Annotated in this window: 11 protein-coding genes; 7 read left to right on the top strand and 4 right to left on the bottom strand. The window is 61.6% G+C overall.

Annotation, left to right across the window (positions count from 1 at the left end; translation table 11 throughout):
* The first annotated feature begins 318 nt into the window (after positions 1-318).
* The 7 genes from scpB to truB all read left to right on the top strand — a co-directional run bounded on the left by scpB (position 319) and on the right by truB (position 10,328).
* On the top strand, positions 319-1,398 hold the full coding sequence (gene scpB, locus AWB64_RS11645; RefSeq protein ID WP_060819014.1) for an SMC-Scp complex subunit ScpB: 1,080 nt from the start codon (positions 319-321) through the stop codon (positions 1,396-1,398).
* Between the two features lie 127 nt (positions 1,399-1,525).
* The gene (rluB, locus tag AWB64_RS11640) at positions 1,526-3,433 is read left to right on the top strand and encodes a 23S rRNA pseudouridine(2605) synthase RluB (protein WP_060819244.1); all 1,908 of its coding nucleotides are present in this window, start codon (positions 1,526-1,528) and stop codon (positions 3,431-3,433) included.
* Positions 3,434-3,878: 445 nt separating this feature from the next.
* Positions 3,879-4,340, top strand: coding sequence for a ribosome maturation factor RimP (gene rimP, locus AWB64_RS11635; protein WP_056364635.1), 462 nt, complete (start codon positions 3,879-3,881; stop codon positions 4,338-4,340).
* Positions 4,337-5,812, top strand: coding sequence for a transcription termination factor NusA (gene nusA, locus AWB64_RS11630; RefSeq protein WP_060819011.1), 1,476 nt, complete (start codon positions 4,337-4,339; stop codon positions 5,810-5,812). Before rimP ends, nusA begins: the two co-directional genes overlap by 4 nt.
* Positions 5,813-5,905: 93 nt before the next feature.
* Positions 5,906-8,893 (top strand): translation initiation factor IF-2, encoded by a 2,988-nt coding sequence (gene infB / locus AWB64_RS11625; RefSeq protein ID WP_060819009.1) that lies wholly within the window; start codon positions 5,906-5,908, stop codon positions 8,891-8,893.
* A gap of 97 nt (positions 8,894-8,990) precedes the next feature.
* Complete coding sequence (gene rbfA / locus AWB64_RS11620; RefSeq protein WP_060819243.1) at positions 8,991-9,395, top strand: 30S ribosome-binding factor RbfA; 405 nt, start codon at positions 8,991-8,993, stop codon at positions 9,393-9,395.
* Positions 9,396-9,398: 3 nt separating this feature from the next.
* A complete protein-coding gene (truB, locus tag AWB64_RS11615) occupies positions 9,399-10,328 on the top strand; it encodes a tRNA pseudouridine(55) synthase TruB (RefSeq protein WP_060819007.1) in 930 nt (309 codons plus the stop codon).
* A 57-nt stretch (positions 10,329-10,385) separates the two neighbouring features.
* Here truB and AWB64_RS11610 read toward each other — a convergent pair whose 3' ends face one another.
* The 4 genes from AWB64_RS11610 to AWB64_RS11595 form a co-directional block, all read right to left on the bottom strand.
* Complete coding sequence (locus tag AWB64_RS11610) at positions 10,386-11,945, bottom strand: DHA2 family efflux MFS transporter permease subunit (RefSeq protein WP_060819005.1); 1,560 nt, start codon at positions 11,943-11,945, stop codon at positions 10,386-10,388.
* Between the two features lie 31 nt (positions 11,946-11,976).
* Positions 11,977-13,236 (bottom strand): HlyD family secretion protein, encoded by a 1,260-nt coding sequence (locus AWB64_RS11605; protein ID WP_060819003.1) that lies wholly within the window; start codon positions 13,234-13,236, stop codon positions 11,977-11,979.
* Positions 13,237-13,312: 76 nt separating this feature from the next.
* The gene (locus AWB64_RS11600) at positions 13,313-14,845 is read right to left on the bottom strand and encodes an efflux transporter outer membrane subunit (protein ID WP_060819001.1); all 1,533 of its coding nucleotides are present in this window, start codon (positions 14,843-14,845) and stop codon (positions 13,313-13,315) included.
* 132 nt (positions 14,846-14,977) lie between these two features.
* Positions 14,978-15,499, bottom strand: coding sequence for a MarR family winged helix-turn-helix transcriptional regulator (locus tag AWB64_RS11595; RefSeq protein ID WP_060819000.1), 522 nt, complete (start codon positions 15,497-15,499; stop codon positions 14,978-14,980).
* Between the last annotated feature and the right edge of the window lie 66 nt (positions 15,500-15,565).

Here is a 15,565-nt window from a genome sequence, read left to right as displayed (position 1 = left end):
GACGCGGCTCGATGTTTCACCTTTACGCACCGTTTTTTTTTGCGTAATATGCGTCCAGTCACGCGCTTCCGCCTTGGAAAGCGCTACTTCGTCCGGCTGGCATAAGCGCGGCGATCAGGATCTGATCCCGTTCTGTTGCCTCCCCCCGGTGCGTGCTCCCAATCAATATGACCGATCATAAATCGGGCGAGCGCGTAGTCAGTATCCTCGTCCACGATTGTCCAGTCTGAGCGTTGCGAATGGTTCGAGTAAATCGGCGTCCTTCGTTTCGGCCTGATTTGACCGGTTTATAGACCATACAGGGTCCTATCTAGCTGCATGAATACCCAAGAGGCGAAGATCGTCCTCGAGACAGCCTTGATCTGCGCGCAGGAGCCGCTGAAACTCGCCGAGTTGCGCAAGCTCTTCGCCGACGATATCTCGGCGGATACAGTTCGCACCTTGCTCGACACCCTCAAGCAGGATTGGTCGGGCCGCGGTGTGGAGCTTGTGGCGCTCGCGTCCGGATGGCGGTTTCAGAGCAAACCCGCGATGCGGTCATATCTCGATCGGCTCCATCCGGAGAAGCCGCCCAAGTATTCGCGCGCGGTTCTCGAAACGCTGGCCATCATTGGTTACCGGCAGCCGGTCACGCGTGGCGATATCGAGGAAATCCGCGGTGTGACCGTGAACACGCAGGTCGTGAAGCAGCTTGAGGATCGCGGCTGGATCGAGGTGATCGGTCATCGCGATGTACCTGGCCGTCCGGCGTTGTACGCGACCACGAAGCAGTTTCTGGACGATCTCGGCTTGAGCGCGCTGGATGAACTTCCCGCGCTCGATAACCCGTCCGCGCAACTTGAGGCGTCGCTGCTCGCGCAGCATGCGATTGATTTCCCCGGTGACGATCCTGCGGCTGCCATCGGCGCGGCGCTCGCGCAAAGCTCGGAGGGAAAGTTGTCCGGCATTGCTGAACCCGCCCTGCAAGCGGCGGGCGAGCAGGGAGCATCGGGAGTTGCGGCGTCCGATTATGTTGGATCCCTGCCGGATGTGGAACCCGGTATCGGTCCGGTGGTCCACGCAGAAGCGGCGGCGCTTTCAGATGCACCCGCGCACGCGCAGCTTGATTCATCGCTGGCGATCCAGCCAAAAGACTTCGGGCTGGAGACGGATCCTGTGCAACACCCATTGGTTGAAGATGTGTCCGGCCAAGAACTGAAGCGTACGGGGTCCGATGCCGATGAGACAAATGCCGTGCGGATAGATGCACGGCCTGCTGCAACGAGCGAAAACCACGATATCGACGACATGACCGTCCACGCTGCACCGGACGAAGCTGGCGCTGCGAACGCGCCTGACGAACTAAACGAAACCGACGAATTCGACGCACCGGACGATCGCACCGCTCGCCGGGCCTGAGATCGACTGGCAAGCCCTATTGGCAAGCCCGTTTGCACGAAACCTTCATTCGGCTATGCATCACCATCGGCCGGATTTTTTGACGCGCCTTGCTACGGGCGCGCGACCCGACACAATTGAGGTTGTTTTGACACATTCCCACGACAGCGATTCGCCCGAATCCGAGCGCCCCGTTCGTGCCGATGACGCACATGGCCAGGCCGACACAGGCGAACGCACACGCACCGACGAACCCGCCGACGGCGAGGAACGGCCGCGTCGCGGTTTGCGGCGTGGGCCTCGCAGCCTGATTGCCCGTCGCCGCGCCGTCGCCAAGACGAAGGGCGGCGAGGGTGCGTTGCCGACGCCGGGCGCGATGGCAGAAGCTCCTCTGGACGGTGAGCCCGCGCCGCGTGCGCCGCGCAAGGACGCTGGACCGCGTGCTCCCCGGGCGCCGCGCGCCCCACGCGAGGAAAATATGCGTGAAGCGTCGGGAGGCAGGCCGCCGCGCGGACCGCGTCCCGCGCAAGGCGAAGGCCAGCGTGACGGGCAGGCTCAGCGCGAAGGTCGTCGCTCACCGCGCCAGGCACAAGCCGGGCAGGGTCAAAAGCGCGGCCGCCGCGAAGATGCTGCGATCAATCCTACCCCCGTGGCCGCTGCGGTAGACGACGTCTTCGAATACGTGACGTCGCCGGCTTTCGACGCCGACAACACCTCAGGCGGCGTGCGCGCCCCGATGCTGCGCCGGGGCAGACCCGCACCGCAAAAACGCGTCCTGGAAGCCGACGACGACACGCCGAAGCTTCACAAGGTGCTGGCCGAAGCCGGCATGGGTTCGCGCCGCGACATGGAAGAATTGATCGTGGCTGGACGGGTATCGGTGAATGGCGAGCCGGCCCATATTGGCCAGCGGATCATGCCGACCGACCAGGTTCGTATCAACGGCAAGCCGGTGAAGCGCAAGCTCTCGAGCAAGCCGCCGCGCATCCTGCTGTATCACAAGCCGACCGGCGAGATCGTGAGTCATGCCGATCCGGAAGGGCGTCCGTCGGTGTTCGACAGCCTTCCGGCCATGAAGACGGCCAAGTGGCTTGCGGTCGGCCGGCTCGACTTCAACACGGAAGGCCTGTTGCTGCTGACAACGTCCGGCGATCTCGCCAACCGTTTCATGCATCCGCGCTACAGCGTCGAGCGTGAATACGCGGTCCGGGTAGTCGGCGAGTTGTCGGAAGGCATGCGTCAGAAACTCTTGAGCGGCGTGGAACTGGAAGACGGGCCGGCGAATTTCCTGCGTATCCGCGATGGCGGCGGCGAAGGCACGAACCACTGGTATCACGTGGCGCTGGCCGAGGGCCGCAATCGCGAAGTGCGCCGGATGTTCGAGGCGGCCGGTCTGATGGTCAGCCGTCTCATCCGCACCCGGCACGGCCCGATTGCCTTGCCAAAGGGTTTGAAGCGCGGCCGATGGGAAGAGCTGGAAGATAACGAAGTTCGTGGCCTGCTGGCATCGGTTGGACTCAAGGCGCCGGCCGAGGAGCGCGGCGCGCGCAGCGCTCCTCCGCGTGTCCAGCCGGATCCGCTGCAGACATCCATGGGCTTCATCACGCGCGAGCCGGTTCTGAGTTCCCACAACCGCCTGGCTCAAACGCCGGCGCGTGGCGGCCCGGGCGGCCGTCGTGGCGCACCGGGTGGATTCGGCGGCGGATACGCGGGTAATGGCAACGGAACGGGCGGCGGTTATGGAGCACGTGGCAACAATGGCGGCCGGGAGCCAAACGGCAACCGCGCAGGCGGCGAAGCAAATGGAAACCGTGCCTTGCCGCGTCCGGGAGGATCGGCGGGCGGTCCGCGCGGCAGCCGGCCGCCCGGCGCTCCTGGCATGAGCAACGGTGCGCCCGGCGGACGCCCGGCGAACGCAGGCGGCAAACGCTCCGGGCAGGGCGGCCGTCAAGGCGCTCCGGGAGCGGGTCCGCAAGGAAATGGCGGCAACGCACGCAGCGGACCAGGTCGCGACGGCGCTCGTCCGGCGCCGCGCAATCGCACGCGCGGCCGCTGATAAATGGTTGGTTGCTGATCAGCACGGGTCAGCGCCATACGCTGTGACGTGATAGTTCGGGACTAGCGGCTCGGCGCGAGTCGCTAGTTCATCCCGCCGCCACGCCGCCCACGTGGTTTCGACAATAGGCAAACGCGGACAAACGGGGCAAGCGCGCGATTGCGTGGATAAACCTCTTCGATTTGCCTTGTAAAAGGCCGTCAACCGCCTATATACAGGGCGTGCCGGTTGCGTTTATCCCGAAAAATGGCTAAAATCTCGAAGTCGATGGGCATGGTGACTGTTTCGCTGCCCGGGTGTGATCGCGGTACAGAAGGATGGGCGTTGCGCCCATTTTTTTTTGGCTGTTCGGTTCTGCATCTCGGGGTAACGAATGAGCGCCGGCTCAAGGCGCGGTCCGCAGGTGTTCGGCGTGGAGCGCGCGAACATCTTGGAGTCACTCACTGTGCAACTGACGGAAATCATCGAAACCACGGTCTCGGGCCTGGGCTACGAGCTTGTTGAGATCGAGCGCGCGGGAGGCGGTTTGCTGCGTATCTCGATTGACCAGCCTGCCGGTATCGCGATTGAAGACTGCGAGAAAGTCACACGTCAGCTTCAGTATCTGTTCGAAGTGGAAAATATCGATTACTCGCGTCTTGAAGTCGGATCGCCGGGTCTCGATCGTCCGCTCAAGAAATTGGCGGATTTCGAACGCTTCGCGGGCAGCGAAGCCACTATTACATTGAAGAAGCCGCTGGACGGGCGCAAGTCGTACCGGGGCATCCTGCATGCACCGGACGGCGAGTCGATCGGTTTGGAATTCGAAGGGAAGGACGGCGGCGCTGCGATGCTCGATTTCACGCTCGCAGACCTCGATAAAGCACGTCTCGTCCCCAAAGTTGACTTTAGGAGCCGCAAACAATGAGTCGCGAAGTTTTGATGCTGGCGGATGCGCTGGCGCGCGAGAAGAACGTCAACAAGGACGTGGTGTACGCAGCGCTCGAAGCCGCGCTTGCTTCGGCAACGAAGAAGCTGTTCGAGGAAGACGTGGACATCCGCGTGGCGATCGACCGTGAAAGCGGCGAGCACGAGACGTTCCGCCGCTGGAAGGTGGTGCCGGACGAAGCCGGCCTGCAGGAGCCGGATCAGGAAATCCTGTTGTTCGAGGCAAAGGAAGAAAAGCCCGACGCGCAAATCGATGAATACATCGAGCAACCCATTCCGTCCATCGAGTTTGGACGGATCGGTGCGCAGGCCGCCAAGCAGGTGATTCTTCAGAAGGTTCGCGACGCTGAGCGCGAGCAGATCCTGAATGACTTCCTGGAACGCGGCGAAAAGATCATGACCGGCGCGGTCAAGCGTCTGGACAAGGGTAATTTCATCGTCGAATCGGGCCGTGTCGAAGCGCTCTTGCGCCGCGACCAGTTGATCCCGAAGGAAAACTTGCGCGTGGGCGACCGGGTTCGGGCGTATATCGCGAAGGTCGACCGCACCGCGCGCGGCCCGCAGATCGAACTCTCCCGCACGGCGCCTGAGTTCCTGATGAAGCTGTTCGAAATGGAAGTGCCGGAAATCGAGCAGGGCCTGCTCGAAATCAAGGCGGCTGCGCGCGATCCTGGCGTGCGTGCGAAAATCGGGGTGATCGCTTATGACAAGCGTATCGACCCGATCGGTACGTGCGTCGGAATTCGTGGTTCGCGGGTGCAGGCGGTGCGAAATGAGCTCGGTGGCGAGAACGTCGACATCGTGCTATGGTCGGAAGATCCCGCCCAGTTCGTGATCGGCGCCCTCGCGCCGGCTGCCGTACAGTCGATCGTCGTCGATGAAGAAAAGCATTCGATGGACGTCGTCGTGGACGAGAATGAACTGGCGGTCGCCATTGGCCGCAGCGGCCAGAACGTGCGTCTTGCCAGCGAGCTGACCGGCTGGCAGATCAACATCATGACGCCGGACGAGTCCGCGCTGAAGCAGAACGAAGAGCGTGGCACGTTGAGAAGCCTCTTCATGGCGCGGCTCGACGTTGATGAAGAAGTGGCCGACATTCTCATCGACGAGGGCTTTACCAGCCTCGAAGAGATTGCTTACGTGCCGCTCAACGAAATGCTCGAAATCGAAGCCTTCGACGAAGACACTGTTCACGAACTGCGTAACCGCGCTCGTGACGCGCTTCTGACAATGGCGATTGCGAATGAAGAGAAGGTCGAGGGCATTGCGCTCGACTTGAAGAGCCTCGAAGGCATGAGCGACGAGTTGTACGCGAAGCTCGAAGAACATCAGATCCGGACACGCGACGACCTCGCGGAGCTGGCTGTGGATGAGCTGGTCGAGATGACCGGTATTGAAGAGGATGCCGCTAAGGCGTTGATCATGAAAGCACGTGAACACTGGTTCCAGTGAGAAATGACCATGGCGCACTGATATATCGCGGCCGGCTGGCCGCATGACCCCGATCAAACAGCAGGGAATTTGTCCTTGCATCAAGAGGAATGAATGGCGAGTAACAACGTAGCCCAATTTGCCGCGGAACTCAAAATGCCTGCGGGCGTCCTGCTCGAGCAGTTGCAGGCGGCTGGCGTCACGAAAGCGAGCGAGGATGACGACTTGTCCGAGACGGACAAGTCGCGCCTGCTCGAACACTTGCGCAAGTCGCACGGTTCCGCCGATGCCGACAAACGCAAGATCACTTTGACCCGCCGGCATACGTCGGAAATCAAACAGTCCGACTCTACGGGTAAAGCTCGCACCATTCAGGTCGAGGTCCGCAAGAAGCGCGTGTTCGTGCAGCGCGATCAGAGCGGTGCTGAACAGGTGGTCGAAGGTGCGAACCATGTCGAAGACGAAGTAGACGAAGCCGAATTGCAGCGTCGCGATGAAGAAGCGCGCCACGCAGCCGAACTGCTTGAGAAAGAAGCGCTTGAGCTGAAAGAGCGCCAAGAGCGCTTCGAGCGTGAAGAGGCGGAACGCGTTGCGCGCGAGGCGGCGGCTGAAGCCGAGCGCCGCCGTGCCGAGGAAGAAGAAGCGAAGCGTGCTGCCGCTCAGGCGGAAGCCGCCGAGATTTCGCGTGCTGCGGCGAGCGCCCGTCAGGATACGCGTACCGAATCGAAGACGGAAAACGTGGCCGACGAACCCGTGAAAGCTGAAGTAGCGGTGCCGCAGGTGGATGAGAAGGCCGCCGCCGAACGTGCCGCTCAGCGCGAAGCTGCGAAGAAGGCGGAAGACGCCGCGCGTGCCGCGACCGAGAAGGCGCGTGCCGAGCACGACCAGATCGCCAAGCGCCGCGCCGCGGCCGAAGCGGAAGCGCGCGCCATTCGCGAAATGATGAACACGCCGCGCAAGGCCCAGCAGGCGAAGCCCGCCGAGCCGAGCCCGGCTGCCGTGGCCGCAGCCGCTGCTGCCGCCAAGGTGGCCGAAGGTGCGAAGGCGGCCGAAGCCAAGGGTACGTTGCACAAGCCGGCACGTCCGGAAGGCTCGGCGCCGGCACGCCCCGCAGCGGCGAAAAAGCCTGCTGCCGGCGCACCGGCTCCGGCGGCACCGTCGCTTGGACCGGACAAGAAGAAAGCGGGTGGCAAGAGCAGTTGGCAGGACGACGCAGCCAAGCGCCGCGGCATCAAGACGCGCGGCGACACCAGCGGCGGCGTGGACCGCGGTTGGCGCGGCGGCCCGAAGGGTCGCGGCAAGCATCAGGACCAGACCAACTTCCAGGCGCCGACGGAACCGGTGGTGCGCGAAGTGCACGTGCCGGAAACGGTATCGGTTGCGGATCTGGCGCACAAGATGTCGGTCAAGGCTTCGGAAGTCATCAAGGTGATGATGAAGCTTGGACAGATGGTCACGATCAACCAGGTGCTGGACCAGGAAACCGCGATGATCGTCGTGGAAGAACTGGGTCACAGCGCGGTTGCGGCCAAGCTGGACGATCCGGAAGCGTTGCTGGTCGAAGGCGAAACGCAGGAAGAAGTGGGCGAGCGCCTGCCGCGTCCTCCGGTGGTAACCGTCATGGGTCACGTCGATCACGGCAAGACCTCGCTGCTCGACTACATCCGCCGTGCGAAGGTTGCATCGGGTGAAGCGGGCGGGATTACGCAGCACATTGGCGCATACCACGTGGAAACGCCGCGCGGCGTGATTACGTTCCTCGACACGCCGGGTCACGAGGCCTTCACGGCCATGCGTGCCCGCGGTGCGAAGGCCACGGACATCGTGATCCTGGTGGTGGCTGCCGATGACGGCGTGATGCCGCAAACGAAGGAAGCCATCGCTCATGCGAAGGCGGGTGGCGTGCCTATCGTCGTGGCGATCAACAAGATCGACAAGCCGGGTGCAGCTTCCGAGCGCGTGAAGCAGGAACTGGTCGCTGAAGGCGTCGTGCCGGAAGAGTATGGCGGTGATTCGCCGTTCATCGAAGTGTCGGCGAAAACGGGCGCGGGTATCGACAGCTTGCTCGAAAACCTGTCGCTGCAGGCCGAAGTCATGGAACTCAAGGCGCCGGTCGATGCACCTGCCAAGGGTCTCGTGATCGAAGCGAAGCTTGACAAGGGCAAGGGTCCGGTCGCGACCATCCTGGTGACCTCGGGTACGCTGAATCGTGGCGACATCGTGCTGGCGGGTACGGCTTTCGGGCGCGTGCGGGCCATGCTCGACGAAACCGGCAAGCCGATCAAGTCGGCGGGTCCGTCGATTCCGGTCGAGATTCAGGGTCTTTCCGAAGTGCCGGGCGCTGGCGAAGAAGTCATGGTCCTGCCGGACGAGCGCAAGGCGCGTGAAATCGCATTGTTCCGTCAAGGCAAGTTCCGCGACGTGAAGCTGGCGAAGCAGCAGGCCGCGAAGCTGGAAAACATGCTGGAGTCCATGACGGAAGGCAACGTGCAGAATCTGCCGTTGATCGTCAAGGCCGACGTGCAGGGTTCGCAGGAAGCGCTGGTGCAGTCGCTGCAGAAGCTCTCGACCAACGAAGTGCGCGTGCAGATCGTGCACAGCGCGGTCGGCGCGATCAGCGAGTCGGACGTCAACCTGGCGACGGCGTCGAAGGCGGTCATCATCGGTTTCAACACGCGTGCGGATGCTCAGGCTCGCAAGGTGGCGGAATCGAATGGTATCGACATTCGCTACTACAACATCATCTATGACGCTGTGGATGAAGTGAAAGCGGCCATGTCGGGCATGCTTTCGCCGGAGAAGCGCGAAGTCATCACGGGTATGGTAGAAGTTCGCCAGATCATCCGTGTGCCGAAGATCGGCGCGATTGCGGGTTGTATGGTTACCGACGGGGTGGTCAAGCGGAACTCGATGGTTCGCGTGCTGCGCAACAACGTGGTCGTCCATACGGGCGAAATCGATTCGCTCAAGCGCTTCAAGGACGACGCGAAGGAAGTGCGCCAGGGCTTCGAGTGCGGTATTTCGCTGAAGAACTACAACGACATGGTTGAAGGCGACCAGTTCGAGATCTTCGAAGTGACCGAAGTCGCACGTACGCTATAAAAGATTCACCGCTGGACTCGAGGGCGGAGTGGGCTTCACGCCCGCTCCGCCCTTTTTGTTTGCGGCGTCCGGCAACACACAAATTATTGGAAATATCATGGCCAAGAAACGTACTTCCCCTAACCGCAACGTGCAGATTGCAGATCAGATCCAACGCGATCTCGCTGAACTGGTGCGCGATGTGAAGGACCCGCGCATCGGCATGGTGACGTTTCAGAGCGTCGAACTGACGCCCGACTACGCGCACGCGAAGGTGTACTTCACCACGCTCACCGGCGATCCGAAAGAAACCGAAGCCGGTTTGAATCACGCAGCGGGGCATTTGCATAACCTGTTGTTCAAGCGCCTGCATATCCATACGGTGCCGACACTGCATTTCCACTACGACCAGACTGTGGTGCGTGCGGTGGAAATGTCGAAGCTGATCGATGAAGCGAACTCCACGCGCGCAAAGGACGACGAAGAGCCGGATCAAGAAGACCAAGACGAGAAGGGCGCCTGATCGATGAACGGTTCTGCTCGTCCGAAGATTCCGCGTCGTTTGCTCGACGGCGTGTTGCTGCTCGACAAGCCGCTCGGCCTTTCCAGCAACGACGCGCTGATTCGCGCCAAAAGAATCTTTCTGGCAAAGAAGGCGGGGCATACGGGCACGCTCGATCCGCTCGCGACAGGGTTGTTGCCGCTCTGTTTCGGCGAGGCGACGAAGTTTTCGCAGGATCTGCTTGAAGCGGACAAGACCTACGAAGCCACCATGCGACTGGGCATCCAGACGACGACTGGCGACGCGGAAGGCGAGGCGCTGCAAACACGCGAGGTCACGTGCGACGAAGCCGCGATTCACGCCGCGATGGTCCATTTTCGCGGTGACATCACGCAAGTCCCGCCGATGTATTCAGCGCTCAAACGTGACGGCAAACCGTTGTACGAATACGCGCGTGCCGGGCAGACGGTGGAGCGCGAGGCGCGCAACGTGACCATCCACGCGCTGGAAGTGATCGCGTGTGCGTTGCCTGACGTGACGTTCCGCGTGACCTGCAGCAAGGGTACGTATGTGCGTACGCTGGCTGAGGATATCGGTGAAAAGCTGGGTTGTGGCGCGCATCTGGTGGCGCTGAGGCGTACCGGAGTGGGCGCGTTGACGCTTGAGCATGCCGTTACGCTGGACACGCTTTCGGAGGCTGCGCCGGATGAACGCGATAACTGGCTGCAACCGGTTGACGCCTTGCTGTCTACCTTTCCGGCTGTTCACCTCGACGCCGACGCCAGCCGACGTTTTTGCCAGGGACAGCGGCTCAAACTTTCGGATATCGCTGAACGTCTAGCGGATGCGCAACGCGTGCGCGTCTATTCCCGCGATGAACAACGTCTTCTCGGCGTCGCCCGGGCTACCGACGGCGTGCTGGCGCCCGAGCGGCTTGTGGTATCCGCAGGATAAAAAAACGCCACGGTTTGCCGTGGCGTTTTCGCAAGTTTGTACCCGTCGTCAAACTCGTCAATGCGCCGCCGAGGCCGCGGCCGCCGAATCTCCGCCACCCGAGCGTTCGGGCTTGGTAATCCAGATCAACGCAATCAACGCAACAAAAATCGCCGCGGATATATAGAACAGATCGTTCACGCCCAACTGCGCCGCCTGCTGCGTCGCCATGCTGTTGAATAATCCATAACCCTGATCGTGACTGAGCCCGGCCGCGCTGAATTGCTGCATCGACGCGTTAAAGTTCGGGTTATACAGATTGGCTTGCTCCACAAGCTGCGCGTGATGCACGCCCGAGCGATGATCCCAGGCGGTTGAAAATATCGACGTGCCGATACCGCCGCACATGATCCGCACGAAGTTGGACAATCCCGACGCAGCCGGAATCCGGTTGCCCGGAAGGCCCGACAACGTAATCGAGACCAGCGGGATAAAGAATCCGGCCATGCCGATACCCTGGATCAACGTGGGCAACATCAGCGAGAAGGTATCGACGCCCGTGGTGTAGCGCGAGCGCATCCAGAACACGAGCGCGAATACGAGGAATGCGGCGGTCGCGATCTTGCGCGGATCGATGCGCGGCAGGAATTTGCCGACCACGGGCGAGAGCAGTACCGCAAACAAGCCGACAGGCGCGAGAACGAGACCGGCGTCGGTGGCGGTATAGCCAATATCGGTTTGCAGCCACAACGGCAACAGCACGAGATTGCCGAAATACAGCCCGTATCCGATTGCCAGCGCGATCGTTCCGCCTGTGAAATTACGCAGCTTGAAGAGCGACAGGTCGACAACCGGATGTTCTTCGGTCAACTCCCACACAATGAAGAACGCGAGCGCGATCACCGCGATCAACGTCAACACCACGATGGTGGTCGAGTTGAACCAGTCGAGGTCCTTCCCCTTGTCGAGCATGATCTGCAGCGAACCGACCCAGATCACGAGCAGGCCCAGGCCAACGGTATCGATAGGCGCCTTGCGGATCACCGAATCGCGTTCGCGGAAGATTGCAAACGTGGCAATCGCGGCGACGATACCCACCGGTATGTTCACGTAAAAAATCCACGGCCACGAGATGTTGTCGGAAATCCAGCCGCCCAGGATCGGGCCGGCGACTGGCGCAATCAGCGTGGTCATCGACCACATGGAAAGCGCCATGGGCGCCTTCGCCCTGGGGTAACTCGCGAGCAGCAAGGTTTGCGAGAGCGGGATCATCGGGCCGGCCACAGCGCCTTGCAGCACGCGCGCGGCGAGCAGGAAGGGCAGGCTGGGCGCGAGCCCGCACAGCCACGAGGCGATCACGAACAGCACGATCGACGTCATGAAGAGCCGCACCTGGCCGAAGCGCTGCGTGAGCCAGCCGGTCAGCGGCACGGAGATCGCGTTGGCGACCGCGAACGATGTGATCACCCACGTGCCCTGATCCGACGACACCCCAAGGTCGCCGGATATGGACGGAATGGACACGTTCGCAATCGATGTATCGAGCACGTTCATGAACACCGCGAGCGACACCGCGATCGTGCCGATCACGAGTTTCGCGCCTTCCAGCGGTGGATGAACGGCGTTGGGTTGAGACATAAGAACGGTTCCGGAAGACTTTGAAGGGCGCTTACATCAGCTTGGCGAGGTCTTGCTTCGTCGCCGGCTGAACGTTTTCCTTCGATGTCTTTTGTGGACCATTGCCCGTGCCCGGACCTGACGTACCTTCGTTCGCCGCGATAATGCGGGCGATTTCGGCGTCTGCCTGATCGCCGTACTTCGCGAATACATCGGTCTGGTACACGGTGTTGGGCGCGGCGCCAAGCTGGCCGCCGTTCTCGTCCTTGATGGAAACGTCCACGTTCATCGAAAGACCGATGCGCAGCGGATGCTTTTCGAGTTCCTGCGGATCAAGCGCGATCCGAACCGGCAGGCGCTGCACGACCTTGATCCAGTTGCCGGTCGCGTTTTGCGCCGGCAACAGCGAAAACGCCGAACCCGTACCCGCCGAGAAACCGATCACCTTGCCGTGAAACACGACGCCCGATCCATACACGTCCGCCGTCAGTTCCACAGGCTGACCGATACGCATGTGCGTCAACTGCACTTCCTTGAAGTTGGCATCGATCCAGACGCCGTTCAGCGGCACAATCGCCATCAGCGGCGTGCCCGGCGAGACGCGCTGCCCGACCTGCACCGAACGCTTCGCGACATAACCCGTCACCGGCGCCGGCATGGTGTTGCGTGCGTAGTTGATGTACGAATCGCGGACTTTGGCAGCGGCCGCGAGCACATTCGGATGGCTTGCGATGGTCGTGTTCGACGTCAGCGAGCGGTTCGACTGCAACTCCTGCTGGGCGGCATTCAGCGAAGCCTGCGCGCCGCGCACCGCGTCACGCGCGTGAGAGATTTCCTCGCCCGAGATCGCGCCGGTCTGCGCAATCGTCAAGCGGCGGCGCAAGTCGTCCTGGGCACGCGACAAATCCGACTGGCGCAGCGCGACTTGCGCCTGGTACTGGTTGTCGTTCACGAACAGCGTGCGGACCTGGCGCACCGTCTGCGCGAGATTCGCCTCGGCCTGATCGAGCGCGACCTTGGAATCGGCCGGGTCGAGCACGACGAGCGGATCGCCCATCTTCACGGTTTGCGTGTCGTCCGCATTCACCGAAATTACTGTGCCGACCACTTGCGGCGTGATCTGCACGATGTTGCCGTTCACATAAGCGTCGTCGGTGCTTTCATGGAAACGCGCGACCAGGAAGTAGTACAGGCCGTATGCAACAGCCGCGATGATCACGACCAGCACGATCAGTGACATCAGCACGCGGCGCTTGGTGTTGCTGGTTTTAGGCGCCGGTGCTGCTGCGGCGTTTTGTTGAGAGTCGCTCATTGAATAGCTCCGTATTCTCTGTCTTGAGTTGCTGCCAGTCGGTTCAGTTCGATGGTTCAGTTCGATTCGGGTTGGATCACTCGGCGGTCTTCGGCGCGACCGATGCGGTCTTCGACGTCTGACCGTCGATGGCGAGGTTGGTATCCGCGGCATCGAAACCGCCGCCGAGCGCCTTGATCAAGCCGATCTGGAGATCGCGCCGTTTCATCCGCAGGTTCGTCACAGTCTGTTCGTTCGACAGCCGGTTCTGGTCGGCGGTGAGCACTTGCAACTGCGGCGACAACCCCGCCTTGTAGCGGATCACGGCAAGTTGATACGCATGCGTGGAGGCGTCGAGGGCGCGGGTGGCGTCGCTCGTTTGCTGATCGACCGAACGAATCGATGCAATCTGCGTCGCCACGTCGTTCAGCGCGTTGACCAGCGTCTGGTTGTAGTTCGCTACGTCGAGGTCGAAGTCCGCATAACGGCCTTTCAACTGGGCGCGCAGCGCGCCTGCGTCGAAGATCGGCAAATGGATGGCCGGCCCCGCGTTGAACTGACGGCTGCTCGAGGTGAAGAAACGGCCCCAGCCGAAGGCATCGAAACCCGCTGCCGCCGACAAATTGATGTCCGGGAAAAACTCGGCCTTCGCTTCCTTAACGTTCGACGTCGCCGCTTCCACCTGCCAGCGCGCCGCGACAATGTCCGGTCGCCGCGCGATCAGGTCCGCGGGCACGTTGTCCGGCAGCGCGATTTCGATCTTCGAATTCAGCACAGGGTTCGCGATCCTGAGCCCGCGATCCGGTCCCTGGCCGAGCAACGCGCCAAGCTGATAACGCGTGGTCGTGATCTGGCCGTCGAGTTCCGACAGGTTCGTCTGGCTCGTCGCGATGTTGCCTTCTGCGGTGCGGATTTCGACGTTGGTATCGAGCCCGGCGTTCACGCGGCCAGTCGTGATGCGACCCACGTCGGAGCGGTTTGCAATCTCGCGCTGGGCGACATCGCGCAAGGCATAGAGCAGCGCGAGTTGGTTATACGTCTGCGCAACCGACGCCGCCAGCGTGACGCGCGCTTGCTGCATGTCGGCCTCGGCGGCCTTCTGCTGCGACACGGCCTGATTGAGCCGCGAGCGGTTCTTGCCCCACAGGTCAAGGTCCCAGGACGCGCTCACGAGCGCATTGTTTTCGCTATACCAGGTGCCGCCATACGGAGGCGGATAGAGCGCATTCGCCGAAAAAAGCTCGCGAGACCACGAATACGACCCGTTCACCTTCGGATAAAGCCCGGCGCGCGAGCTTTCAATGTAAGACGACGCCTTCGCGATCCGGGCTTGAGCCTGCGCAATCGACGGATTGCCGGCAAGCGCTTCGTCGATCAACTGCGGCAATTGCGGATCGCCGAACTGCTTCGCCCAGTCGAGCGACGGCCATTGACCGCCTTGCGACGGCACACTTTGCGTGGCTTGCAACGCGTCGTTCTGTGGCTCGGTGATCTGCTTGTCGCTGCTGATGCCCGCATAGTTCGCGCAGCCCGCCAGCACGAAAGCGGCGAACGCCGCAGCCAGCGCACTGCGTTTTATGGGTGTCGTGGGCGCCGCGGACGCGGATGCGCACGAATATGAAAATTTCATCGCTCGGCTCTCAGAGATGATTGTAAAGATGGACGCAGCAACCAATTTCTTTCAGTTTTATTACCCGATAAGGGCGGTCGCGGAAGTGCGTCGTCAGAATATGGACTTGAATTCAGAAAAGATCTCGCCTTGTCAGGAAGAGGCTTTCGGCGTGGAATTTTCATATCCGCTGATCAGCGCGATGGCCGCCGGGTCGCCGGAATTGAGCAGGATCCGGCGCAACATGCTCTTCAGGAAACCCACTTCCTCGGGCGTGAATCCGCCGAGAAGCTTGTCCAGCACTTTTGTGAAAATGGCGGGAATCTGCCCCGCGAGTTCACGGCCTTCGGCGGTCAGCGCGAGTCTGACGACCCGCCTGTCTTCCTCGCTGCGCACGCGGGTAATGAGTCCGCGCTTTTCCAGCCGGTCGATCAGGCGGGTCACCGCGCTTGCATCGATACCGTATTCACGCGCCAGATCCGCCGCCGCCAGATTGCGCCCGCTCGCCAGCATGAACATGATGCTTGCCTGCGTGCTGGTAATGCCGAGATCGGCCATGGTGAGTTGCGTAACGTTGTTCCAGAGCGTTGAGCGAACCCGGCTAAGCAAATAGCCGACGCTCTCGCAAAGAACGTAGTTGGCAATTTCAGGAACCGGCTGGTGGGCGTCGCTCATGGATACTCGTGCGCTTGCAATAATTGACTATGCAAGATTATAGGAGTTGCATCGTTGACGCGGCAA

Origin of the sequence: Caballeronia sordidicola, from assembly GCF_001544455.2 — a bacterium.
Lineage (GTDB): Bacteria > Pseudomonadota > Gammaproteobacteria > Burkholderiales > Burkholderiaceae > Caballeronia > Caballeronia sordidicola.
The sequence above is the reverse complement of the archived record's forward strand: the minus strand, read 5'-3'. Positions and strand labels throughout refer to the sequence as shown.